Consider the following 24,303-nt stretch of genomic DNA (forward strand, 5'->3'; position numbering starts at 1 on the left):
CCCCCTGCCCGCTCATCACCATGCCAGCGATCATCATGCCAGCCATCACCACCCTCGCCCCGACGCTGCCCGAGCGCCTCAGCGCCACCTGCGTTTTGCTCGCGCTGTTTTGCATCCCGTTCTCGACCGCGCTCACAAATGTCTTCGTCGCAACGAGCCTGCTCCTTTTCGTGTTGGCGCTGGGCGCCAGCGCGGCCCTGCGCGCGCAGGCGCTGCGCGCGCCCCCCGCACGCCTGGCGCTGGCCCTGCTCGCCTTGCTGGTCGTCGCCAGCAGCTGGTCCAACGCCCCCGCGCCCGACCTCGTCAAGGCGCTGGGCAAATACGCCAAGCTGCTGCTGTTGCCGCTTGCCATCACCCTGGCCTGGCGCTCGCCCGCGCTGCCGCGGCGCGCCCTCCATTGCTTTCTCGCCGGGGCCGGCGTGCTGGCGCTGGCGTGCTACCTGGCCTACTTCGAGTTGATGCCCAGTTCGCGGCTCGGCTGGTGGCGCGTCGGCGACGCCGGCAACGCGTTCGCGTTCAAGAACCACATCACGATCGGCATCCTGCTCGGTTTCGCCGCCGCGCTGAGCCTGCTCAAGGCGAGCTACGACACCGGGCGCGCGCGCCTGCTGGCCATCGCGGCGGGGATCGGCTTCGGTTTTCCGGTCATTTTCCTGATGCAGGGCCGCACCGGCTACGTGGCGCTGTTCGTCGGCCTGGTCACCCTGCTCCTGCTGCGCATGCGCCTGACGGCGCCGCGCGCGGTCGCCGGGGTGGGCGCCATCGTGCTGCTGTTCGCGTGTTTTTATGCGGTCTCGGCCAATTTCAAGCTGCGCACCGACGCCCTCATCAGCGAGGTGCGCACGGTCGACGCGCGCACCCCCAACGGCCAGCGGGTGAGCTTTTTGCAGGTCGGCGCGCGGATGATCGCGGCCGATCCGGTGTTTGGCCGGGGCACGGCCTCGTTCGCCGAAGCCTACGCGCCCACCGCGCGCCGCACCTGGCCGGAGGGGTCTTTCCAGGCCGGGGTGCGCTACCAGCCGCACAGCGAATTCTTGCTCATCGCGGTGCAGCTCGGCTTGCTCGGCACGCTCCTTTACTTCGCCCTGCTCGGCGCGATCGGCAAGGCGGCATTGCAGGTGCGCAATCTCGAGGCCGACAGCCTGGCGCTGCTGTGGGCGATCTACGTGTGCGCGTCGGCGTTCAACAGCTTGCTGTGGGATCCGACCGAGGGCTACTGGTTCCTGCTGCTGGCCGGCTGCCTGTATGCGAGCGCCACACGCTTCCAAAGACAGGCGGCGCAGCTTGCCTGAACCCTTGCCGGCATCCCCTTGCCCTCCCACACCATGCGCCAGGCGCCACGCATTTCGCTCGTCATCACCACCTACAACCGGCCCGACGCGCTCGAGCTTGTGGTGGAGGCATGTTTCGGCCAGAGCGAGCGCGGCTTCGAGATCATCGTCGCCGACGACGGCTCGGCCGAGGCCACGCGCGCCTGCGTCGAACGGCTGCGCTCGCGCGCGCCGGTGCCGCTGACGCACGTGTGGCAGGCCGACCAGGGATTCCGGGCGGCCATGGCGCGCAACCGCGGCACGCGCGCCGCCAGCGGCGACTACATCGTGTTCCTCGACGGCGACTGCGTGCCGCAACGCGATTTCGTCGCGCTCCACCGGGCGCTGGCGCGGCCGGGGTTTCTGGTGTCGGGCAGCCGGGTGCTGCTCAGCGAAGGGTACACGGCGCGCGTGCTGGCGGAAGGAATCGATCTGCACCTGCTCGGCGTGGCCGACAAATTGCGCCTGCGGCATGCGGGCGCCATCAACAAGGTGCTGCAACTGCTGTGCAAGTGGCCCGACGCGGGGCGCGCGAGCAAGCGTTTCACGTGGCGCCGCATCAAGAGTTGCAATCTTGGCGTGTGGCGCTCGGACTTGTACAAGGTCGACGGCTTCGACGAGGGCTTCCTCGGCTGGGGGCACGAGGACGCCGATCTGGTGCTGCGGCTGTTCAACGCGGGCGTGATGCGCAAGGATGGCGCGTTCGCGACCGAGGTGTTCCATCTATGGCACCGCGAGGCGCGGCGCGACCTGGCCTCGAGCAACCTCAAGCTGGTGCGCGAGCGCGCGGCCGACAAGACGGTGCGCGCGGCGCGGGGTTTGAGTTCGCATGAATGAAGCCGCTGCGGCCCTAAACGAGTCGTGCCGCGTAGGCCGCCGGTCTGAATGGGCGAACCTCGCATAAATGCAAGCTCAGCATGGGGCAAACGCATGCGTTTGCGCGTTCGCGGGGATGACGACCAATTCTGCCACGCTCTAGTACTCGACCCTGACCTCGCGCGCGCCAAGGCCCCGCTCGAGCGCGAGCGTGAGCGCGTCGGACGGCGCGACCCGCCACTCCTCGCCGAACTGCAGCGTGCAGTCGACCCCCTGCGGTTTTAGCCGCATCAGCACCGCCAGCCCGGCCGGATTGCGGTGCGGCTGCAGCACCTCGGCGATCTTCGACGACGGCACCGGGGCCGGCAGGAACATGCCGAAATGGCTGCCGTACTGCACCCGCGAGGCGGTCAGGTCGAACACCTTCTCGGCCGTGATGCGCAGGCCGCCGTTGAAGCGGTCCTCCGACACCTTGCCCACCACCAGCAGGAACTCGTCCTCCTTGAACATGCTCTTGTTGGCGTCGAACACCTCGTTGTAGACGGTGACCTCGACCACGGCGGTCTTGTCGTCGAGCGAGACGATCAGTATCTTGCCGCGCTGCGTCATCTGGGTGCGGATGCCGGTGATCACGCCGCACATCATGCGCGGGTCGCGCGACGGCTCGAGGTCCTTCAGCTTGGTGCGCGAGAAACGGCGCGCCTCGACCGCGAACGAGTCGAACATGTGGCCCGACAGGTAGAAGCCGAGCGCGATTTTTTCCTCGGACAGCTTTTGGCGGTCGGTCCACGGGGTCGCCTTGACGTACTCGGGCGGCGCGACCATGTCGCTGTCGTCGCCGCCGAACAGGCTGACCTGGTTGATCGAGGCGTGCGCCTGGTCGGCGCATTCGACCGCGAACGCGACCGAGGCGAGCAGGATCGCGCGGTCGACCTTGAAGCAGTCGAAGGCGCCGGCGCGGATCAGCGACTCGATGGTGCGCCGGTTGATCTGCTTGCGGTCGACCCGCTTGCAAAAGTCGAACAGGTCGGTGAAGTGCCCGCCGGCGGTGCGCGCGGCGATGATCGCCTCGATCGCGCCCTGGCCCGAACCCTTGACCGCGCCCAGCCCGTAGCGGATGTTGGTGACGCGCTTCTTGCTCACCGACGGCGCCTCGCCCTCGGGCGTGAAGCGGTAGTCCGAATGGTTGACGTCCGGCGGCAGCAGCGTCAGGCCGCAGATGTCGAGCGAATCCTCGACCAGGATCTTGATCTTGTCGGTGTCGTCCATCGCCAGCGACAGGTTGGCCGCCATGAACGCGGCCGTGTGGTGCGCCTTGAGGTAGGCCGTGTGGTACGACAGCAGCGCGTAGGCGGCCGCGTGCGACTTGTTGAAGCCGTAGCCGGCGAACTTCTCCATCAAGTCGAAGATCTCGTCGGCCTTTGCGGCCGTCAGGCCGTCCTTGGCGGCGCCGGCGCGGAAGATCTCGCGGTGTTCGGCCATCTCCTCGGCCTTCTTTTTACCCATCGCGCGGCGCAGCATGTCGGCGCCGCCGAGCGAGTAGCCGCCCACGATCTGCGCCATCTGCATGACCTGCTCCTGGTAGACCATGATGCCGTAGGTCTCGGACAGGATGGACTCGGTGCGCGGATCGGGATAGTCGAATTTTTCGCCGTGCTTGCGCTTGCAAAAGTCGGGGATCAGGTCCATCGGGCCCGGACGGTACAGCGCCACGAGCGCGATGATGTCCTCGAAGCGGTCGGGGCGCGCGTCCTTGAGCATGCCCTGCATGCCGCGCGACTCGAGCTGGAACACGGCGACCGTCTTGGCCTTGGTCAGCAGCTCGTACGAGGCCTTGTCGTTGAGCGGCAGCTTCTCGAGCGCGAAGTCGGCGTTGGCCGGGTCGAGCTGCTTGATGTAGCGCACCGCGCGGTCGAGGATGGTGAGCGTGGTCAGGCCCAAGAAGTCGAACTTGACCAGCCCGACGGCCTCGACGTCGTCCTTGTCGTACTGCGACACCACGCCCGAGTCGCCGCCCTGGGTGTAGAGCGGGCAGAAATCGGTCAGCTTGCCCGGGGCGATCAGCACGCCCCCGGCGTGCATGCCGATGTTGCGGGCGATGCCCTCGACCTGCTGCGCCAGCGCCAGCAGCTGCTTGACCTCGTCCTCGTTCTCGAGCCGCTCGGCCAGCATCGGCTCCTCGGCGATGGCGTCGGCGATGGTGACAGGCTTACCCGGCTTGAACGGGATCAGCTTAGAGATGCCGTCGCAGAAGTTGTAGCCGAAATCGAGCACCCGGCCGACGTCGCGGATCGCGCCCTTGGCCGCCATGGTGCCGAAGGTGGCGATCTGCGAGACCGCCTCCTTGCCGTACAAATCCTTGACGTGCTGGATGACGCGGTCGCGCCCCTCCTGGCAGAAGTCGATGTCGAAGTCGGGCATGGAGACCCGTTCCGGATTGAGGAAGCGCTCGAACAGCAGGTTGTACTGCAGCGGGTCGAGGTCGGTGATGAGCAGCGAATACGCCACCAGCGAGCCGGCGCCCGAGCCGCGGCCCGGGCCCACCGGCACCCCGTTCTCCTTGGCCCAGCGGATGAACTCGGCCACGATCAGAAAGTAGCCCGGAAAGCCCATGTTGCTGATGGTGTCGGTCTCGAACTTGAGGCGGTCCTCGTAGCGCGCGCGCTGCGCCTCGCGCTTGGCCGGGTCCGGATACAGGTGGACCAGGCGCTGTTCGAGGCCGGCCTTGGACTCCGAGACCAGGAACTGGTCGATCGTCATGCCGGGCGGGGTCGGGAAGTTCGGCAGTTGTGGTTTGCCCAGCGTGAGCACCACATTGCAGCGTTTGGCGATGTGCACCGAGTTGGCCAGCGCGCCGGGCATGTCGGCGAACAGCTCGGCCATCTCGGCCTGCGACTTGAAGCGCATCGACTCGTTGAAGCGCTTGACGCGCTTGGCGTTGGCCAGCATCTCGCCCTCGGCGATGCAGGTGCGCGCCTCGTGGGCGACGAATTCCTCGGGCGAGAGGAACTGGATCGGGTGGGTCGCGACCACCGGCAGGCCCAGTTTGGCCGCCAGCGCCGCCGCCTGGCGCACCTGCGCCTCCTGGTTCGGCTGGCCGGCGCGCTGCACCTCGATGTAAAAATGGCCCGGGAAGATCGCGGCCCAGCGCGCCGCGCAGCGTTCGGCCAGCGCCAGGTTGCCGTTCTCGATCGCGGTGCCGACGTCGCCGAAGTGCGCGCCCGAGAGCACGATCAGGCCGTTGGCCTGGCTCTCGCCCGGGTTCAGGGTCGATTCGCTCGTCGCCAGCGCGGCGAGCCACTCGGGGCGGATCTCGGCGCGGCCCTTGTGCTGGTTGCTCAGCCAGGCGTTAGAGAGCAGCTCGCACAGCTGCAGGTAGCCCATGCGGTTTTTGGCCAGCAGCAGCAAGCGCGAGGGTTTGTCGCGGTTGTCGTCGTTGCTGATCCAGGCGTCGACCCCGATGACCGGCTTGATGCCCTTGCCGCGCGCGGCCTTGTAGAACTTGACCATGCCGAACAGGTTGGCCAGGTCGGTGATCGCGAGCGCCGGCTGCTTGTCCTTGGCGGCGGCGGCGACCACGTCGTCGATGCGCACCAGGCCGTCGACGATCGAATACTCCGAGTGCACGCGCAGGTGGACAAACGCGGGGCCGTTTGGCACCGCCGGGGCGGGCGCTGCTGCGCCATCGCGTTCAAGGACATCCATGCTCATGTTCGGCTTACCCTGCTAATCAAAGGACGCTATTTTACCGCGCACGCACCATGCCGGTCAGCTAATCGGGCGCGGGGGAATTTGGCAAGGGGAGCAGGCCGAAATCGTGTCGGGAGAATTTAGAAAACTGATCGCATTCCAGCATCCCGCGTGGACGATGGGTTGGTTTCTTTGAGGACCATTGGTTGTATTCGGGCAGCAACGCCGGAAATAAGTTCGTTGCCCCCGATTATTTCTTGGTATAAAGTTTGAATGTCAAGTAGCAAATTAACAAGCTTCGCCGTCGTTGTCGCCAACCCGATCACCAGGGGAAACAGCATGAATAGGACGAAAAGCGGGCCAACCATCTGTCTCGCGGTGGCGTTGGCGGCATCGCCCCTCCCGGACTTCGCGCAGGTGGTCGATTGCACCACCTCGTTCGGTTTCCGCGCCGACGTCAACGGCGTCGCCGGCCTGACCCTGTGCGACGCCAAGGTCGACACCTTCCTCGACACGGCGAAAAATTTCGCGTTGAGCAACAGCGGCTACAACAACACCGCCGCGATCCTGGCGCAGGGGCGTTTCAATGATGTCAACATCAGTCTCAGTTTTGCCGCCAATTCGCCCACGCTGAGCTACAACTTCGCCGAACTGGGCGTCAGCGGCGCGTTCACCGGCGCCACCCGGGCCCAGTCGCAGGAATTGTTCCTCGCGTTCCTCAAGCAGTCCGACCTCGTCGGCCGGATGCTCAAATACCAGTCCGAGCATTCGACCGCGAGCACCGTCACCGGCATGGGCGGCGCCATCCCGACGCTGGGGCAGGCCGATTTCGCGGTCGGCTTCGAAGGCGCCAGCCAGATCGGCGCCGCGGCGCAGGCGGGCGGCGCCGAAGGCGGCACGCCCAGCCTCGTCGGCCTCGGCTTGAGCTACGGCTCGTTCAGCATGCGCGACGGCTCGGACGTGCGCAGCACCTCGCTGCCGCTGTCGTACACGGTGCGCAACGGGATCGACCCGCGCCGCCAGTTCGTGGTCAGCGTGCCGCTCTCGCGCGTGACGGTCGGCGCCGCCGTGGTCAACCACGGCGGCCTGGGCCTGGCCTACCGGCTGCCGATGTCGGACCGCTGGACCCTGACCCCGGGGGCGCGCTACGCGGTGTCGGCCTCGCGCGACCGGGCCACCGCCACCAAGATCTATTCGGCTTCGCTGGTGAGCACCTACCTGGTGCCGGCGGGCGCGCTCAATTTCGCGATCGGCAACATGGTCGGCGTCTACCGCACCGGCGCCTTCCGCAACGGCGGCTACACCTTCGACCCCGACATCACCCTGACCATGCTGCGCAACGGCGTGCTGATGTCGCTGCCGGCGCGCGCCTTCGGCCCCAAACTGGTGGCCGAGGTCTCGCTGATCGACACCCGCTATGTGGGCTCCAAACCGTTCGCGAGCAACACCCAGGAACTGGGCATCAGCCTCGGCACCAACAAGCGCGCCTCGAACGCGCGCAGCTACACGCGCGCCGGGGCCGCCATTTTGCGCGGCAAGAACGCCAAGGGCTTCACCGTCAATTTCGGCTACTGGTTCTAGCCGGCCATGAAGCGCGCCGCCCGCCCGACCGGCCTGGCCCGCGCCCTGCTCGCGGGCGCGTTGCTCGCGCTGGCGCCGTGCGGCGCCGCGCTGGCCGACCGCGGCACCGAGCAGGTCGCGCTGGCCGCGACCGGGCGCTTCGACGAGCTCGAAAGGCAGCTCGAGGCGCAGGCCGCGCGCGGCCGGCTCGACACCCCCGACCTGCACGCGCTGTGCTACGCCCACTCCAAGACCAAGCGCTACGCCAAGCTCATGGCCTGCCTCGACCGGCTCGCGCTGAACCTGCAAACGGGCGGCCGGCACACGCGCTTGTTCGCGCTCGAGGACGCCACGCCGGCGATGCAGATCATGCGCGCCGAGGCGCTGGTCGAACTGGGCCAGTACGCGGACGCGGTCGCGGTGGCCACCCGCGCCGGCGACTGGCTCAGACAGGACGACAGCGACGACCTCGACATGGTCTGCAACGCGCTGGCGGTGCTGTCGATGGCGCACACGCTCGGCGGCGCGCGCGACAAGGGGCTGGCGGCGGCGCGCGCGCTCGAGCAGGTCCCGGTCGGCATGCTCAGCGCCTACGCGAGCGACAAGGCGATGGCGCTGGCGCGCGCGCGCATGGCGCTGGGCGACTACGCGGGCGTGATCGCCGCGCTCGAGGGCGACCGCGTCTTCGCGGTCAATATGTTCCTCGACAAATTCGCCAGCGGCAGCTTCATCACGGGGGTCAACAACTGGGCCTGGGTCGAGCTGCCGCGCGCCTTCATGATGGCCAAGGCGCTGCTCGAGACAGGCCGCACCGAACAGGCCAGGCGCGGCTTCGAGCGCCTGCTGGCGGCGCCCCATGCAAGGCAGAACGGCGGGGTCTACTGGCTGCTGCTGGCCGAGCGGGGGCGCCTGGCGCTGCGCGACAAGGACTACGCGGGCGCGCTGGCCGCCTTCACGCAGGCGATCGAGGTGGTCGAGGCGCAGCGCGCCAGCATCAACACCGAGGCCACCAAGATCGGCTTCGTGGGCGACAAGCAGGCCCTGTACGCGCAGGCGATCGCCAGCGCCATGCTGCTCGGCGAAAGCGCGCGGGTGTACGATTTCATGGAGCGCGCCAAGTCGCGCGCGCTGGTCGACCTGCTCGCCGCGCGCAGCGGCGAGGCCCTGCCGCGGGCGCGCACCGAGGCCGCGCGCGAGGCGCTCGAGAGCTACCGCCGGGCCGCCGACGAGGCGGCCGCGCAGTTGCCGCTGTCGCCCCGGGGGACGGAGGCGGTGGCCGGCAACCGCGGCGGCGCGGACGTCGCCGCGCGCGCCCAGGAGTTGCGCAGGCAGGACCCGGCGCTGGCCTCGCTCGTGAGCGGCGACTCGCTGCAGCTCGACGAGGTGCGCGCCTACATGGCGCCGGACGAGGTGCTGCTCGAGTACCACATGTACGGCGAGCAACTGGTGGTCATGGCCGTGACCGGCGACGAGGTGGCGGCGGCCACGATCGGCAGCGCGGGGCTCGACAACGAGATCCGGCGCTTCCGCCGGCAGATCAACGAGCAGGACGAGGCCGCGCTGGCGTCGGCCGCGGCGCTCTACACGCGCCTGCTCGGTCCGGTCAAGTCGCTGCTTGCCGGCCGCAACCTGGTGCTGGTCCCGCACGGCATCTTGCACTATCTGCCGTTCGGGGCCCTGCACGACGGCGCCGGCTACCTCGTGGCCAGCCGCAGCCTGCGCTACCTGCCCAGCGCCAGCGTGCACAAGTATCTGCGCCCGCAGCGGCAGCAGGCGCCCGACCGGATGCTCATCCTCGGCAACCCCGACCTCGGACGCGCCGAGCTCGACCTGCCGAGCGCGGGCCAGGAGGCGGCCATGCTCGGAGCGCTCGTGCCCGCCAGCAAAATCCTCACGCGCGCCGCCGCCTCCGAGACCGCGTTCAAGCAGTCGGCGCCCGGCTACCGCTATCTGCACGTGGCAGCGCACGGCCAGTTCAAGGGCGACAGCCCGCTCAACTCGCGCCTCGTGCTCGCGCCCGACGGCGCCAACGACGGCTCGCTCACGGTCGGCGAAATCTACGCGCTGCGCCTCGACGCCGACCTGGTCACCCTGTCGGCCTGCGAGACGGGCCTGACCAAGGCCATGAACGGCGACGACCTGATCGGCATGACGCGCGGCTTCCTGTACGCCGGCAGCAGCAACATCGTGGCCAGCCTGTGGCCGGTGGATGACGTCGCCACGGCCGAGCTGATGAAACAGTTCTACCACAACCTCAAGGCCGGACAGAGCAAGAAGGAGGCGCTGCGCGGGGCCCAGCGCTCGCTGTGGCCGCGCTATGCGCACCCCCTGTTCTGGGGCGCGTTCTACCTCACCGGCGACGGCAGCTAGCCCCGCTCGACCGGCACACCAACAAGGAAACACCATGAAAATATTCGCCATCCTCGCGCTTACATGCACCCTTGCGGTTTCCGGCACCCTGTCGGCCGCGGGCGCGCGCGCGGCGCCACCGGCCGAGGCGGTCGGCATGGTGCTCGATGTGCGCGGCGGCGGCGAGGTGTCCGGCGGCGGCGCGCCGGCCAGGCTGCGCCTGCTCGGCTATGTCAAACCGGGCGACCGGATCACGCTCGCCGCCGACGCCAAGGCCTCGGTCTCGCACTACGGCGCCAAGCTGATCTACCAGCTGACCGGGCCGCTGGTGGCCGACGTCGATCTCGCCAAAATCAAGGTGCGCAAGGGCGGCCGGGAGCCCGTCATCCGCTCGGTCGCCGAGAAACTGGTGGCGGCCGCGCTCGATCCGCAGATGAGCGCGGCGGCGGTCAGGATGCGCCGCTTCGACGACATCGAGATGCTGGCCCCGGCCAAGCGCGGCGTGCTGCTGACGACGCGCCCCGAGTTCCGCTGGGAGGCCGACGGCGACAACAACTACCAGGTCTCGGTCGACGAATTGCCCGAACGCGAACTGGCGCGCGGCACCACCACCGACAAGCGCTGGCAGTTGCCGGCCGGGGTCGCGCTCGAGCACGGCAAGAGCTACCGCTGGACCGTGGCCTACACCGCCGCCGGCGGCGCCCCGGCCAGCGCCAGCGCCGTGTTCGGCGTCGCCAGCGCGGCCGACAGCGCCGGCATGCTCGCGCTCCGGCCGGAACCGGGCGCGGGCATCGAGGAGTGGGTGATGTACGCGACCATCCTCGACGAGCGGCGCATGCACGACGACGCCGGCGCCGCCTGGACGATCATCGGGGCCCAGCGCCCCGACCTGGCCGCCGCGCGCGCGACCCCGCACTGACGCGCGCAAGGACCGGCAGTTGCACCCGCAGCCACCCTCCGCGCGGCGGGCCGGCCTGATCGGCTGGCTGGCCGTCGCGCTGGCGAGCGTCGCCGCGCTGGCGCTGGCCGCGCCGGCGCTCGACGCCCGCATCCTCGACCTGCAGTTCGCGGCCAACCGGCACTGGCATCCGCAGCCGGCCGCGCGCGACGTGGTGGTGGTCGGGATCAACGAGGCCTTCCTCGACAGCGTCGACGAACCGCTGGCGCTGAGCCACAAGTACCTGGCCGAATTCATGCGCGCCGTGGGCGAAGCCGGGCCGGCGGTGATCGGCATGGACATCGAGCTGCCCGCCAAACGCTTCGACACGCTGGCCTCGACCACCGACCCCGGGTTCGACTTCCACCGCACGCTGGTGGGCGGCCTGATCGAATCGATGCGCAACACCAAGCTGGTGCTGGCCAAGACCTGGGACTACGACCGCAACCACTACCGCGACATCCAGATCGACTACGCCGCGGTGCTGGGCGCGCAGGAGGGCGAGGTGCGGGCGATCGCCTCGGCCATGGTGCTCAAGGACGCCGACGGGCGCGTGCGCCGCTACCCGGGCGCGTCGGTCCAGCCCGACCGCAGACCCTTCACCCTGGTCAGCGAAATGGCCGCGGCCGCGGGTGTGCGGCGCGCTTGGCGCGGTTTGATCAACTACCAGATCGGCGGCCAATTCCCTTACATCGCCCTGCAGGACGTGCTGCGGCTGGCCAGGGACGGCGAAACGGCGCGACTGCGCGCCCTGTTCGCCGGCAGGGTCGTCCTGATCGGCACCGTGCAGGACGAGGCCGATCTGTACGACCTGCCGGTGCCCCTGGCGCGGTGGCGTCCCGACGCCACGCGCGTGCCGGGCGTGTTGCTGCACGCGCAGATCGTGCGCACCATGCTCAACGGGGGGTTCATCACGCCGATCGCGCCCGCCTGGGTGTGGGGCCTGTCGCTGCTGTTCACCTTGTCCTGGTTCCACCGCTCGGTCGCGTACAAGGGCATCTTGTTGGCCTGCCTGGCGCTGGGGCTTGTGCTGTTGAGCACCGAACTGCTGCGGCGCCGGCTCTGGCTGCCGCCGGCCGGCATCTTGCTGTGCGCGTCGATCGGCTGGCTCGCGCGCGGCGGCTGGCAGGCCTGGCAGGGCGTGCGCGAGAACCGCCGCCTGAGCCGCAGTTTTTCCGGCTTCGTCAGCCCGAGCGTGATGAAGGAGATCCTGGCCGGGCGCCTCGACGGCGGCCTGCAAGGAAGCAAGCGCCATATCTGCGTGCTGTTTTCCGACATCCGCGACTTCACCGGCATGAGCGAGCCGATGCCGGCCGAGGACGTCGTCGCTTTGCTCAACCGCTATTTCGGGCGGATGGCGGCGGTGGTGCACAGGCACGGCGGCACGGTCGACAAGTTCATCGGCGACGGCATGATGGCCTTCTTCAACGCGCCCAACGCGCTGGCCGACCCCGAGCGGGCGGCGCTGCGGACGGCGCGCGACATGCTCGACGCGCTCGCCGGACTGAACGCCGAGCTCGCCGCCGAGGGCAGGCCGGCGCTCGCGGTCGGCATCGGCCTGCACAGCGGGTTGGCCGTGATCGGCAATGTCGGCTCGCCCGACCGGCACGAGTTCACCGCCATCGGCGACACCGTCAACATCGCCGCGCGGGTCGAGGCGATGTGCAAGCCGCTCGGCTATCCGGTCGTCTGTTCCGAGGCGGTGGCCGCCGCGCTGGGGTTTCCGCCCGATCTGGTCGGGCTGGGCGAGCACCAGCTCAAAGGGCGGCGCGCCGGGGTCGGGCTGTATGGCCTCGACCAGGCGCTGGCGGCCGCCCGTTTGTAGGGGTTTATAATAGGGGCTGTACGTTCAATTTGATCGCCTTCATGCACGCCACCACCGCCCCCATCGACTCGGCCGAGGCCAGCGCCGCGGCCGCCGCCGCCGCCGCGCACGTCAATATCGCCGCCTATAAATTCGTCACGCTCGACGACATCGAGCAGATGCGCCCGCTGTACCAGGAGCAGTGCAAGCGACTCGGCCTCAAGGGCACGATCTTGCTCACGCCCGAGGGCATCAACCTGTTCCTGTCGGGGCCGCGCGGCTGCATCGACCAGTTTTTGGCATGGCTGCGCGGCGACGCGCGGCTGGCCGACATCGAGGTGAAAGAGAGCTATTCCGAGGAGCAATCGCACAAGCGCATGCTCGTGAAGATCAAAAAAGAGATCATCACGATGCGCATGCCGCTGATCCAGCCCGAAAAGGGCCGCGCCCCGGCGGTCGTGCCGACCACGCTCAAGCGCTGGCTCGACCAGGGCCACGACGACGACGGCAAGCCGGTCGTGATGATGGAGACGCGCAATGCGTTCGAGGTCGACGTTGGCACCTTCGACAACACGATCGATTATCGGATTGAAAAATTCAGCGAGTTTCCCGACGTCATCGCCCAGCACCGCGAAGAACTAGACGGCAAGACCATCGTCACCTTCTGCACCGGCGGCATCCGCTGCGAGAAGGCCGCGATCCACATGAAGAACATCGGCTACGAGAGCGTGTACCAGCTCGACGGCGGGATCCTCAAGTATTTCGAGGACGTGGGCGGCGCGCATTACACGGGCGACTGCTTCGTGTTCGACTACCGGACCGCGCTCAACCCGCAGCTCGAGCCGACCATGACGGTGCAGTGTTTCGTGTGCCGCTCGGTGGTGACGCCGCGCGAGCAATTGTCGCCGCTGTATGTGTACGAGGTGTCGTGCCCGCATTGCGCCAAGCCGGAGGCGGCGGAGCAGCAACAGTAAGTTAGTTAGTACTCCCCGGGCACCCCAAGGTGCGCCCGGGGATGACGTGGAAACCGATCATCGCCGCGTGCACCACCACTTTTACCACCGCCGCCACCTTCACCAACGTCACCAACGTCACCAACGCCTTCACCACCGGCAGTCATTCCCGCCATTGGCAGAAACGACTCCCCGCGAAAGCGGGGCCCCATACTGAGCGAGCGAAGCGCTGGCGCCCCCCCCACCGTCATTCCTGCCACTGGCAGAAACGACTTCCCGCGAAAGCGGGGACCCATACTGAGCGAGCAAAGCGCTGGCGCAGATCAGTTTTTGTCCGGAACGATAGAGGTTTGAAATTCATTTGACGCCACGAACCAAAAGGTTCACGTGCCGGGTGAACGCGAGCTCAGCATGGGTCCCCGCTTTCGCGGGGATGACGTAGGGAGGAGGAGGTGGTGGTGGTGGTGGTGGTGGTGGTGGTGGTGGTGGTGGTGGTGGTGGTGGTGGTGGTGGTGGTGGTGGTGGTGGCGGTGGAATGACGATAGCTCCTTTGTACGCCCATTCGTTTGTTGAACGCAAGATTTCCTGATCCTTGTCGCCCATCCCCAATCCCTAAACACCCACTTTCCCGCCCACGCCGATTCTGGCCAATCGTGCGCGCTATTTCTGCGCCCGCGACGCACTTCCCTAGCCGCGCGCATATGTTAAATGTGACAAGCTTGAATATAAAATAAGTATGGGTATAATTTTTCGATCCCAAAGGTCCCGGCCATGAAGACAAAAATTGCCCACACAATCCGCCTGCCGCCCCGGGGAACCGCATGAGCGCGCCCCTCCTGCTGCGCGCGGCCTGGTCCTACCGCGGCTTCGTGCTCGGCAGCGTCAAGCGCGAGTTCGAGTCGAAATACCGCAACGCCCTTCTCGGCGCGGCCTGGTCGGTCCTGAACCCGGTCGCGATGATCCTCGTCTACACGGTGATCTTCGCGCAGGTCATGCAGGCGCGGCTGCCGGGTAGGGATTCTTTCTTCGCCTACAGCATCTACTTGTGCGCCGGCATCCTCAGTTGGGGCCTGTTCGCCGAAATCACCGGCCGCGCCCAGACCATGTTCATCGAGAAAGCCAACCTGATCAAAAAAATCGCCTTTCCGCGCATTTGCCTGCCGCTCATCGTGGTGCTCAACGCGCTGCTCAATTTTTGCATCATCTTCGGGCTGTTCATCGTGTTCCTGCTGGCGACGGGCAATTTTCCGGGCATGGTTTTTTGGGCCATCGTGCCGGTGCTGGCCCTGCTGGCCTTGTTCGCGATCGGCCTCGGCCTGATCGTCGGCGTGCTCAACGTGTTCTTCCGCGACATCGGCCAGTTCTTCGGCATCGTGCTGCAGTTCTGGTTCTGGCTCACGCCGATCGTCTACACGCCAGACATCGTGCCCGTGGGGGTGCGCGAGCTGCTCGCCTACAACCCGCTGGCGGCCATCATCGGCGCCTGCCAGACGATCGTGGTGCACGGCGCGGCGCCGCACTGGCCGTCGCTGGCGCCCGCGTTCGCGCTCGGCCTTGGCATGTGCTGGTTCGGCCTGCGCCTGTTCCGCAAGCGCGCCGGCGACATGTTGGACGAACTCTGATGGGCGCCATCCATGTGAGCGGGCTGGGCAAGGCCTACAAGCAGTACGGCAGCCACGCCGCGCGCGTGGCCGAATGGGTGCTGCCGTTTTGCGGCCCGCGGCACAAGCTCCAGTGGGTGCTGCGCGACATAAACTTCCAGGTCGCCTCGGGCGAGTCGGTCGGACTGATCGGCATCAACGGCGCCGGCAAGAGCACCCTGCTCAAGCTGATCACCGGCACCACCCTGGCCACCACGGGCGCGGTCGCCACCAGCGGCCGCGTGGCCGCGCTGCTCGAGCTGGGCATGGGCTTCCACCCCGACTTCAGCGGGCGCCAGAACGCGGTCATGGCGGGCCAGCTGCTCGGCCTCTCCAACGCCGAGATCGCCGAGCTGATGCCGCAGATCGAGGCGTTCGCCGACATCGGCGACTACATCGACCAGCCGGTGCGGGTTTATTCGAGCGGCATGCAGATGCGGCTCGCGTTCAGCGTGGCGACCGCGCGCCGCCCCGACGTGCTCATCGTCGACGAGGCGCTGTCGGTGGGCGACGCCTACTTCCAGCACAAGAGCTTCGAGCGGATCCGCCAGTTCCGGCGCGACGGCACCACCTTGCTGCTGGTCTCGCACGACAAGCAGGCGATCCAGACGGTGTGCGACCGCGCGATCCTGCTCGACGGCGGCCGCCTGGCGCAGCAGGGCAAGCCCGAACAGATCATGGACTACTACAACGCGCTGATCGCCGAGCGCGAAAACCAGACCGTGCGGCTGCGCGAACTGGCCGGTGGCAAAGTCCAGACCGTCTCGGGCACCGGCGAGGCCAGCGTGACCGACATCGCGCTGCTCGACGCCGACGGCGCCAGCGTCGAGGTGATCGACGTCGGCAGCGCCGTCACGCTGCGCGTCACCGTCATGGCGTGGGCGCCAATTCCGCGCATGGTGCTCGGCTACATGATCAAGGACCGGCTCGGCCAGCCCATGTACGGCACCAACACCCACCTCAAGGAGCTCGCGCTCGAACACGTGGGCGCGGGCCAGAAGGTGGTGTACCGCTTCCAGTTCCCCATGAACCTCGGGCCCGGCACCTATTCGGTCGCCACCGCCATCGTCAGCACCGAGACCCACCTCGTGAACAACTACGAGTGGCGCGACCTGGCCCTCGTGTTCACCGTGATGAATATGCGTCGTCCCCATTTCGAGGGTTCGGCATGGCTTGACCCCTCCATCGAAATCGACCAGACATGACACTCATCTCCTACGCCCAGAATGCCGAAGACGTGCTGCTATGGCGCGCGCTGGGACATATAAAAAACGGCTTTTACATCGACGCCGGCGCCAACGATCCGGTCGACCATTCGGTGACCAAGGCCTTTTACGACGCCGGCTGGCACGGCATCAACATCGAACCGCTGCCGGGGCCGCATGCGGCCCTGCTGGCGCAGCGCCCGCGCGACATCAACCTGGCGCTGGCCGCCGGCGCCGGCGACGGCCGGCTCACGCTGTTCGACATCCCCGCCGTCAACGGCTGGGCCTCGCCCGCGCCCGAGGTGGCCGAGGCGCACCGCGCCGCCGGCTTCGCCGTGGCCGAACTGACGGTGCTGGTGCGCACGCTGGCCGGCATCTGCGCCGAGCATGTGCAGGGCGCCATCCATTTCTTAAAAATCGATGTCGAAGGCTTCGAGGCCGAGGTCTTGCGCGGCATGGACCTGAAACGCTGGCGCCCGTGGATCATGCTGATCGAGGCGACCCGGCCCGGCAGCCGCGAAAGCAACCACCAGGGCTGGGAACCGCTGGTGCTGGCCCACGGCTACCGGCTGGCCTGGTTCGACGGCCTGAACCGCTACTACGTGGCCGACGAACACGCCGAACTGCAAGCGGCGCTGTCGGTGCAGCCCAATGTGTTCGACGATTTCATTTCGCACCACCTGGCGCACGCGATGGCCGCCACCGAGGAGGCGCGCGCGGCCCGCGCGCGGGCCGAGGCGCAGGCGGCGCTGGCCTTGGCGCAGGCCGAGGAGCAGGTGGCGCAGGCCGGGGCGCAGGCCGCGCAGGCCGCGCGCGAACGCGACGAGGCGCGCCAGCGCGCGGCCGACGCCGTCGCGGCCTCGCGCGAGTCGTCGATTCTATCGAACGTCATGTTCCGAAAATTCGACGAGGTCTGCGTGCGGGTCCAGCTCGCGCAGGAGGCCAAGCTGGCCGCCGAGGCCGAGCTGGCCGCGCTGCGCGAGTCGACGCTGGGCGCGCAGACCGAGATCAAGCTGCTGCGCGACACCGCGCTGGCCGCGCAGGCCGACGCGGCCCAGGCGCGCGAGGCCCACGTCAAGGCGCACCAGGACGGCCTGCGCGCGCTGATGTGGGCGCACGAACTCGAACACAAACTGGTCGGGATCGAAGGCAGCCGCATGTGGCGCCTGAACGCGTCGCTGCGCCTTTTGGGCGACGGCGCGCCGCTGCGGCGGGCGGCGCTGCGCCTTTCCGCGAACCAGCGCCTGCGGCGCCTGCTGCTTCCGGTGCTGCTGCGTTTTCCGCGGCTCGGCAGGCGCGTCGCGGCCTCGCTCGCCGCCATCCGAATGCAAACCCCGCCGGGCGCGCTGGCGCCGGCCCTGGTGCCGGACGAACTGCGCGAGCTGCCGGTGTCGGCGCGCGCGGTGCTGGCCGACCTGCAGCGCCAGCGCGGCGCCTAGGGCACCATGCGCCTGGTCATAGACCTTGTCAGCAGCCACCCCGGCAAGCTCGCGCTGGCGCAGGAGCTCGCGCGCACGCGCGGCGCGCACGAGGTGTGGCTCGCGGGCCGGCGCGACAACATCGGGGCGCTGCGCCACGCGTTCGCCGGCCTGCTGCAGGAGGCGCGCGTGGTGCTGTGCCACCTGCCGGCCGGGGTGTCGCCGTGGCGCGCCATGGCGGCCGAACCGGTGCGCGAGAATTTCCTCGCCTGCCTCGGCGCCGACCTCGTGTTCGCGCCCGACGCCGCGCCAGCGCCCGCGCCGGCGCCCGCCACTTTGCCCGACGGCGCGCCGGCCGGCGCCACGCGCTTCGCCACCGTCACCGAACTCGACGTGCGGCGCGACCTGTGGGGGCAGTTGGGCGCCGCCCTTCCCGGTCCGCCGGCGGCGCTGTTGCCGGCGCCGCGCCCGCGGCTCGCCTTCATCTCGCCGCTGCCGCCCCAGCATTCGGGTATCGCCGACTACAGCGCGGCGCTGATCCCGGAACTGGCGCGCTACTACGACATCGAGCTCGTGGTCGACCAGCCGCACGTGAGCGAGGCCCCGCTGGCGCCGTATCCGCTGCGCCAGCTCGACTGGTTCGAGGCCCACGCCCACGAGTACGACCGCCTGCTCTACCACTTCGGCAACTCCGAGGTGCACCGCCACATGTTCGCGCTGCTGCGGCGCCACCCCGGCGTCGTGGTGCTGCACGATTTCTTCCTCTCGGGGGTGCTCGACAACCTCGAGCACGACGGCTACCTGCCGCAGGGCTTCCTCGGCGCGCTGCACGCCTCGCACGGCTACACCGGCCTGCTCGAGCATGGCGCGATCGGGCGCAACGCGACGATCTGGAAATACCCGCTCAACAAGGAGGTGCTCGAGCACGCGAGCGGGGTGGTGGTCCACGCGGCCTATCCGGGCCGGCTGGCCGAGCAATGGTACGGGCCCGGCAGCGCCAGCGGCTGGCGCGCGGTGCCCATGGCGCGCGTGCGCACCGGCGCCATCTCGCGGGCCCAGGCGCGCGCGCGGCTGGGGCTGCGCCGCGACGCCTTTTTGGTGTGCAGCTTCGGCATGCTCGGCCCCACCAAACTGAACGACGAACTGCTCGACGCCTTCCTCGGCAGCGCCATCGGCGCCGACGCGCACGCGCGGCTGGTGTTCGTCGGCGAGAACGAACCAGGCCTGTACGGCGCCGCGCTCACGCGCAAGATCGTCGCCAACCGCAGCGTCGACCGGATCGGCATCACCGGCTACGTCAGCGCCGCCTGCTACGCCGACTACCTGGCCGCCTGCGACGTGGCGGTGCAACTGCGCTCGCGCACGCGCGGCGAGACCTCGGCGGCGGTGCTCGACTGCCTGCTGTACGGCGCGCCGACCATCGTCAACGCGCACGGCACCAACGCCGACCTGCCCGACGCCGTCGTGCTCAAGATCGCCGACACCGTCGCGATCGCCGAGCTGGGCGCGGCGCTGGCCCGCCTGCACGCCGAGCCGGCGCTGCGCGTGGGCTTGTCGCAGCGCGCGTTGGCGCACATGCAGGCGCACCACCAGGGCCCGCACGCCGCCGCCAAGCTGGCCGAGGCGGTCGAACACTTCGCCCGGCACAGCCCGCGCAGCCATTACCAGGCGCTGCTCCGAGCCTTGGCCGGCCTGCCCGCGCAGGCCGGCGCCGAGGACCTGCGCGAGGCGGCCCGCGCGATCGCCCTGAACCAGCCCGCGCGCGCGCCGCGCCAGTTGCTGGTGGACGTCTCGGCGCTGGTACAGGCCGACCTGCGCACCGGCATCCAGCGCGTCGTGCGCAGCGTGCTGCTGGCCCTGATCGCCGAGCCGCCGCCGGGCGTGCGCGTCGAGCCGGTGTACAGCCACGGCGGCAACCGCAGCTACCAGTACGCGCGCGGCTTCGGCTGCGCGCTGGTCGGCATGCCCGAGCTGCATCTCGAGGACGCGCCGGTCGAGCTGCGCGCCGGCGACATCTTCCTCGGGCTCGACCTGTTCACCAACGGCACCGCGCAAAACCACGCGCTGCTCGAGTCGATGCGCGCGGCCGGGGTGGCCATCTACTTCACGGTCTACGACCTGCTGCCGGTGCTGCGGCCAGAGGTCTTCCCGTACGGCGCCGAGCGCTATTTCAGCGAATTCCTAAGCACCGTGGCGGCGGTCTCCGACGGCGTGGTCTGCATCTCGCGCGCGGTGTGCGACGAATTGTGCGACTGGATCGGGCAGCACGCCGACAAGGAGTCGAGCCGCCGCCTAGCGCCGCTCAAGATCGGCTACTTCCACCTCGGCGCCGACATCGACGCCAGCGCGCCGAGCACCGGCTTGCCGCCCAACGCGCAGCAGGTGCTGGCCGGCCTGGCCGCGCGCCCGAGCTTTTTGATGGTCGGCACGGTCGAGCCGCGCAAGGGGCAGGCGCAGGCGCTGGCCGCGTTCGAGCTGCTGTGGGCCCGCGGGCACGACGTGAACCTGGTCATCGTCGGCAAGCAGGGCTGGATGGTCGAGCAACTGGCCGCGCGCATCGGCTCCCACCCGGAGCGCGACGCGCGCCTGTTCTGGCTGCCCGGCGTGTCCGACCAGATGCTGCTCAAACTGTACGCGGGCGCGGCCGCGCTGCTGGCCGCGTCCGAGGGCGAGGGCTTCGGGCTGCCGCTGATCGAGGCGGCCCAGCACAACATTCCGATCGTCGCGCGCGACCTTCCGGTATTCCGCGAAGTGGCCGGCGAGCACGCCTTTTACTTCGAGGGCAAGGACGCGGGCGCGCTGGCGGACGCGGTCACGGACTGGCTCGCCCTCGCGCGCGAAGGCAGGGCGCCGTCCCCGGCCGGCGTCAAATGGCTGACCTGGCGCGCGTCGGCGCGCCAGTTGCTCGACGCCGTTGTCGGCCAGCAGTGGTACCGGGAAATTGACTGATCTGCTGTAAGAACGGGGCGCGTGCGCAGGGACAGGCGGACGGCGCTGGTCTAGACTCGGTCCTGTCGAATCCAATCCAGCCGAATCCAACCGGGATACAACCCCGCCGAATCCAACCCGCCCGCGCCGCCCATGTCCGCCCATCCCAGCATCGCCGTCATCATTCCGAGCTTCCGCGTCACGCGGCATGTGCTCGGCGTGATCGACCGCATCGGGCCCGAGGTCGGGCGCATCTACGTGGTCGACGACAAATGCCCCGACCGCTCGGGCCAGCTGGTGCGCGCGGCCTGCTTCGACCCGCGCGTGAGCGTGCTCGACCATACCGAGAACCAGGGCGTGGGCGGCGCCGTCATGACCGGCTACGCGGCCGCGATCCGCGACGGCGCCACCGTCATCGTCAAGCTCGACGGCGACGGCCAGATGGACGCGCGCCTGATCCCCAGTTTCGTCGCGCCCATCCTGGCCGGCGAGGCCGACTACACCAAGGGCAACCGCTTCTTCGACCTCGAGCAGATCCGCGCGATGCCGCCGGCGCGCCTGTTCGGCAACGCGGTGCTGTCGTTCCTGACCAAATTGTCGTCGGGTTACTGGCACTTGTTCGACCCCACCAACGGCTACACGGCGATCCACGCCGACGTCGCGCGCCATCTGCCGCTGGGCAAAATCAGCCGCCGCTATTTCTTCGAGACCGACATGCTGTTCCGGCTCAACACCTTGCATGCGGTGGTGGTCGACGTGCCGATGGACGCCATCTACGGCGACGAGGTCAGCAACCTGCGGATCTCCAAAATCGTCTCCGAGTTCCTGGCCAAGCATGTGCGCAATTTTTTCAAGCGCGTGTTCTACAACTACTACCTGCGCAACATGTCGCTCGCCTCGATCGAGTTGCCGCTAGGCTTTTCGCTGCTCGCGTTCGGCGGCATCTACGGCGCGCTGAACTGGGCCCAGTCGGCGCGCGCCGACGTCGCCACCCCGGCCGGCACGGTCATGCTGGCGGCCCTGCCGGTGCTGATGGGCGCGCAACTGGTCCTCGCCTTCCTCGCCTACGACATCGCCTCGGTGCCGCTGCGCCCGATCCACAAGCGCATCCGCGCCTGCGCGCAGGGCGCTTATGTTTAAGCTCGCTTATGTTTAAGCCCGCTTATGCTTAAGCTCGCCGCGCGCCACCGGCAGTTGCTGGTGTACCTCGTCGGCGGCGCGCTCAGCGCGCTGGTCGACGTCGGCTTCCTGCAGGCGCTGCTGGCCGAGGGCGTCGACCTGTTCGCGGCCACCTCGGCCGGGTTCGCGGCGGGTCTTTTGTTCAACTACACCTTCCACGCCCGCCTCACTTTCGGCGCGCCCGCCTCGGCCTTCAATTTTGTGCGCTTCCTGTGCGTGATCGCGCTCAACTACGCAATCACGCTGTTGTTCGTCGACATGTCGGTGCAATGGAGCGGCGGCGCGATGGCCGGCAAGCTGCTTTCGCTGCCGGTGGTCACGCTCAACGCCTTTGTGCTCGGCAAGCACTGGGTGTTCAAGTAGCTCAGGGTGTTCAAGTAACTCAGGGTTGCGGCAGCACTTCGATCGACTCCAGCGCCAGTCCGAGCAGCCGGTCGTCGCGACCCCGCCCCAGCGAGCGCGGCGAGACGGGCTGCGGCACGGTGATCGTGACCACGCGCTGCGTGCCATCGGTCTCGAGCGGGAGCGCGACCCCGCCGACGCCGGCGGGCAGGCGGAACGGCATTTTCCGGCCGCCCATGTCCAACATGAACGCCTGCCCGGCGTTGGGGCCGAAGGCGCGCCCCCTGATCGCGAGCGTGAAGCGCCGCGGCAGCGGCGCGGCGAACCCGAGCACGACGCGTTCGCCGTTCGACCAGGCACCCCAATGCTCGGGGTCGGCGAGGCCATCGACCCGCTCCAACACCGAGCCCGACAAGGGCGCCACGAAATGGACGACCGTCCTGAGCCGGTACAGCGCGTAGTCGGCCGTTCGCAGCTCGGCGCGGCGCCCGCCCGCGAAGGCGTGCCGGCCCAGCACCAGCACCCACTCGCGGCGCGCGTCCGCCGGCGCCGGCGAGAACGGCGCGCCCGGCGCGAGGAAGCGTTCGCCCACATCGGGATTGTCGATTTGGAACATCGCGCGCGCCACCTCGGCGCGACCGCCCGCCACCAGCAGCCCGCTGGTGGCGGCCCCGCCCAGGTAGTGGCGCACCACCTTGCCGGCCTTGTCGGCGCCGCCCGGCTTCACGCCTGCGATCATTTTTTTCACCCCGGCCTCGCCCACGAGCGCGCCCAGGGGCAGCAGCGCGAACACGAACAGTTGCGCCGCCAGCTTGGGGCGCCATGCCCACAGCGCCAGCAGCAGCGCCAAGGACGCGACCCAGACGGCGTAGAGCGCGGGCCGCTTGGTCATGACGAACAATTCCGGCGCGTCGATGAAGGACAGCGAATAGGCGCTCTCGAGCATGAACGCCGCGTACAGCACGGCCCCGAGCAGCGCAAGCGCCACCAGCGCGGCCCTGGCCGGCGCGATTTTCCGTGGCGGCCGCGCCAGCGTCGCGGCGGCCACGATCAACAGCAGCGGAAACAGAAAATTGTAGTAACGCATATGCAGGCGGACGCCTTCGAGCGGGCCGCCGCCGGCGATCGTGGCCGTGAACAGCACCGTCATGCCGAGCGCCGCGCCAAGCATGAGCACGCTGAACACGGCCAGCGTGCGCAGCTCGCCGCCGGCCTCGGCGCGAGCCTGCGCGCTCACGCCGAGCAGGGCCAGCGTGGCGAGCGGCATGCCCATGAGCAGCGCCAATCCCATCGCGTGGCCCTTCAAGCTGGTCAGCACGCCCGGCAGCAGGGCCGCGAGCGAGCCGACGGCGTCGCGGTTGCTGTGCGGGTGCGCCGCGTAGAAACGGCCGAGGATGGTCAGGCCCGCCTCGCCCGCGATCGCGTAGCCGAGCGCGAGCTTGACGACGGCCATCGCGAGCAGCGCGAGCAAACCCATCCATAAAGCGGTGGCCAGCCAGCGCCCGCGCGGTTGGCGCGCCAAGCACAGGTAAAGCATGAAGCCGCACAGCGCCGGGAGCAGGAACACGGCGTGCACCTTGATCACGCTCATCAGGCCGAGCATGGCGCCGGCGGCCAGCGCGTATGGCGCCGGCGGCGCGGCGCGGTAGCGCAGCGCGCCCCAGGCGAACAGGGTGAAGGCGAAAAAATACATGACCTCGGGCATGAAGTACGCCGTGGTGGAATTGAGCGGCGCGAGCAGGCAGAGCGCCGCGACGAGCGCCGCGACCCGCTTGCGGCAGACGCGTTGTGCGATCAGGTAGATCAGCGGCGCGGTGGCGACGAACAGCAAGGCGTTGAGCACCCGCGCGCAATCGTAGAAACTCTCGCCGCAGGAGGACGTCGTGCTGAACAGGAAAAGGTAGAGGTAGGAAGGCAGCCGCGACTGTTCAAACGGGAGCAGGCGCGCCGCGCTGCTGTAGTACCACTCGTCGGCGAGCACCATCGGCGGGGTGCCGGCGTTGCGCAGAAGCAGGTAGAGGAATGCGCCGAACAGCGCCAGCGCAATGGCGCGCGCGGCGCCCGGCGCCAGATAATGCGCCGCCGGTTTGCGCGTGGTCGTGGGAAGCGTCGTCATGGTGAAACCTTCGATGGCAATCGCGGAACGGCGGATTGTATACGAAATTACAACAA

The 24,303-nt window shown here is 68.8% G+C and carries 16 protein-coding genes; 13 read left to right on the forward strand and 3 right to left on the reverse strand.

Annotated elements, in window-relative coordinates:
* Positions 1 to 35: 35 nt before the first annotated feature.
* Complete coding sequence (locus C7C56_RS08945) at positions 36 to 1,292, forward strand: O-antigen ligase family protein (protein WP_181373089.1); 1,257 nt, start codon at positions 36 to 38, stop codon at positions 1,290 to 1,292.
* A gap of 18 nt (positions 1,293 to 1,310) precedes the next feature.
* Positions 1,311 to 2,147: a glycosyltransferase family 2 protein gene (locus C7C56_RS08950; protein WP_229458445.1), complete on the forward strand. Its 837-nt coding sequence runs from the start codon at positions 1,311 to 1,313 to the stop codon at positions 2,145 to 2,147.
* 138 nt (positions 2,148 to 2,285) lie between these two features.
* Here the strand turns inward: C7C56_RS08950 and dnaE are convergent, their stop codons facing one another.
* The gene (dnaE, locus tag C7C56_RS08955; RefSeq protein ID WP_370660189.1) at positions 2,286 to 5,831 is read right to left on the reverse strand and encodes a DNA polymerase III subunit alpha; all 3,546 of its coding nucleotides are present in this window, start codon (positions 5,829 to 5,831) and stop codon (positions 2,286 to 2,288) included.
* 324 nt (positions 5,832 to 6,155) lie between these two features.
* Here dnaE and C7C56_RS08960 point away from each other — a divergent pair, with 324 nt between their 5' ends.
* From C7C56_RS08960 to C7C56_RS08980, 5 genes are read left to right on the forward strand one after another with little or no spacing between them, the layout of a single operon-like run.
* A complete protein-coding gene (locus tag C7C56_RS08960; RefSeq protein ID WP_146204368.1) occupies positions 6,156 to 7,397 on the forward strand; it encodes a hypothetical protein in 1,242 nt (413 codons plus the stop codon).
* A gap of 6 nt (positions 7,398 to 7,403) precedes the next feature.
* The gene (locus C7C56_RS08965; RefSeq protein WP_106757093.1) at positions 7,404 to 9,746 is read left to right on the forward strand and encodes a CHAT domain-containing protein; all 2,343 of its coding nucleotides are present in this window, start codon (positions 7,404 to 7,406) and stop codon (positions 9,744 to 9,746) included.
* A gap of 34 nt (positions 9,747 to 9,780) precedes the next feature.
* On the forward strand, positions 9,781 to 10,644 hold the full coding sequence (locus C7C56_RS08970; protein WP_106757094.1) for a hypothetical protein: 864 nt from the start codon (positions 9,781 to 9,783) through the stop codon (positions 10,642 to 10,644).
* A gap of 19 nt (positions 10,645 to 10,663) precedes the next feature.
* On the forward strand, positions 10,664 to 12,487 hold the full coding sequence (locus tag C7C56_RS08975; protein ID WP_106757095.1) for an adenylate/guanylate cyclase domain-containing protein: 1,824 nt from the start codon (positions 10,664 to 10,666) through the stop codon (positions 12,485 to 12,487).
* Positions 12,488 to 12,528: 41 nt separating this feature from the next.
* Positions 12,529 to 13,440, forward strand: a complete 912-nt coding sequence (locus tag C7C56_RS08980; protein ID WP_106757135.1) for a sulfurtransferase — start codon at positions 12,529 to 12,531, stop codon at positions 13,438 to 13,440.
* Positions 13,441 to 13,776: 336 nt separating this feature from the next.
* Here C7C56_RS08980 and C7C56_RS28690 read toward each other — a convergent pair whose 3' ends face one another.
* Positions 13,777 to 13,998: a hypothetical protein gene (locus C7C56_RS28690; protein WP_181373090.1), complete on the reverse strand. Its 222-nt coding sequence runs from the start codon at positions 13,996 to 13,998 to the stop codon at positions 13,777 to 13,779.
* 242 nt (positions 13,999 to 14,240) lie between these two features.
* Here C7C56_RS28690 and C7C56_RS08990 point away from each other — a divergent pair, with 242 nt between their 5' ends.
* The 6 genes from C7C56_RS08990 (at position 14,241) to C7C56_RS09015 (ending at position 22,152) form a co-directional block, all read left to right on the forward strand.
* The gene (locus C7C56_RS08990) at positions 14,241 to 15,041 is read left to right on the forward strand and encodes an ABC transporter permease (protein WP_106757096.1); all 801 of its coding nucleotides are present in this window, start codon (positions 14,241 to 14,243) and stop codon (positions 15,039 to 15,041) included.
* Entirely contained in the window at positions 15,041 to 16,264 is a 1,224-nt protein-coding gene (locus tag C7C56_RS08995) for an ABC transporter ATP-binding protein (protein ID WP_106757097.1), read from the forward strand. Before C7C56_RS08990 ends, C7C56_RS08995 begins: the two co-directional genes overlap by 1 nt.
* Complete coding sequence (locus C7C56_RS09000) at positions 16,261 to 17,703, forward strand: FkbM family methyltransferase (RefSeq protein WP_106757098.1); 1,443 nt, start codon at positions 16,261 to 16,263, stop codon at positions 17,701 to 17,703. Before C7C56_RS08995 ends, C7C56_RS09000 begins: the two co-directional genes overlap by 4 nt.
* Positions 17,704 to 17,709: 6 nt before the next feature.
* Positions 17,710 to 20,631 (forward strand): glycosyltransferase, encoded by a 2,922-nt coding sequence (locus tag C7C56_RS09005; RefSeq protein ID WP_106757099.1) that lies wholly within the window; start codon positions 17,710 to 17,712, stop codon positions 20,629 to 20,631.
* Between the two features lie 132 nt (positions 20,632 to 20,763).
* Entirely contained in the window at positions 20,764 to 21,750 is a 987-nt protein-coding gene (locus tag C7C56_RS09010) for a glycosyltransferase family 2 protein (protein ID WP_106757100.1), read from the forward strand.
* Positions 21,751 to 21,774: 24 nt separating this feature from the next.
* Positions 21,775 to 22,152: a GtrA family protein gene (locus C7C56_RS09015; RefSeq protein ID WP_106757101.1), complete on the forward strand. Its 378-nt coding sequence runs from the start codon at positions 21,775 to 21,777 to the stop codon at positions 22,150 to 22,152.
* Positions 22,153 to 22,171: 19 nt separating this feature from the next.
* On the opposite strand, the gene C7C56_RS09020 is transcribed toward C7C56_RS09015, so the two are convergent.
* Positions 22,172 to 24,247: a DUF7024 domain-containing protein gene (locus C7C56_RS09020; RefSeq protein WP_106757102.1), complete on the reverse strand. Its 2,076-nt coding sequence runs from the start codon at positions 24,245 to 24,247 to the stop codon at positions 22,172 to 22,174.
* Positions 24,248 to 24,303: the final 56 nt, after the last annotated feature.

The sequence above is a fragment of the Massilia glaciei genome (assembly GCF_003011895.2).
Taxonomy (GTDB): domain Bacteria; phylum Pseudomonadota; class Gammaproteobacteria; order Burkholderiales; family Burkholderiaceae_D; genus Telluria_A; species Telluria_A glaciei.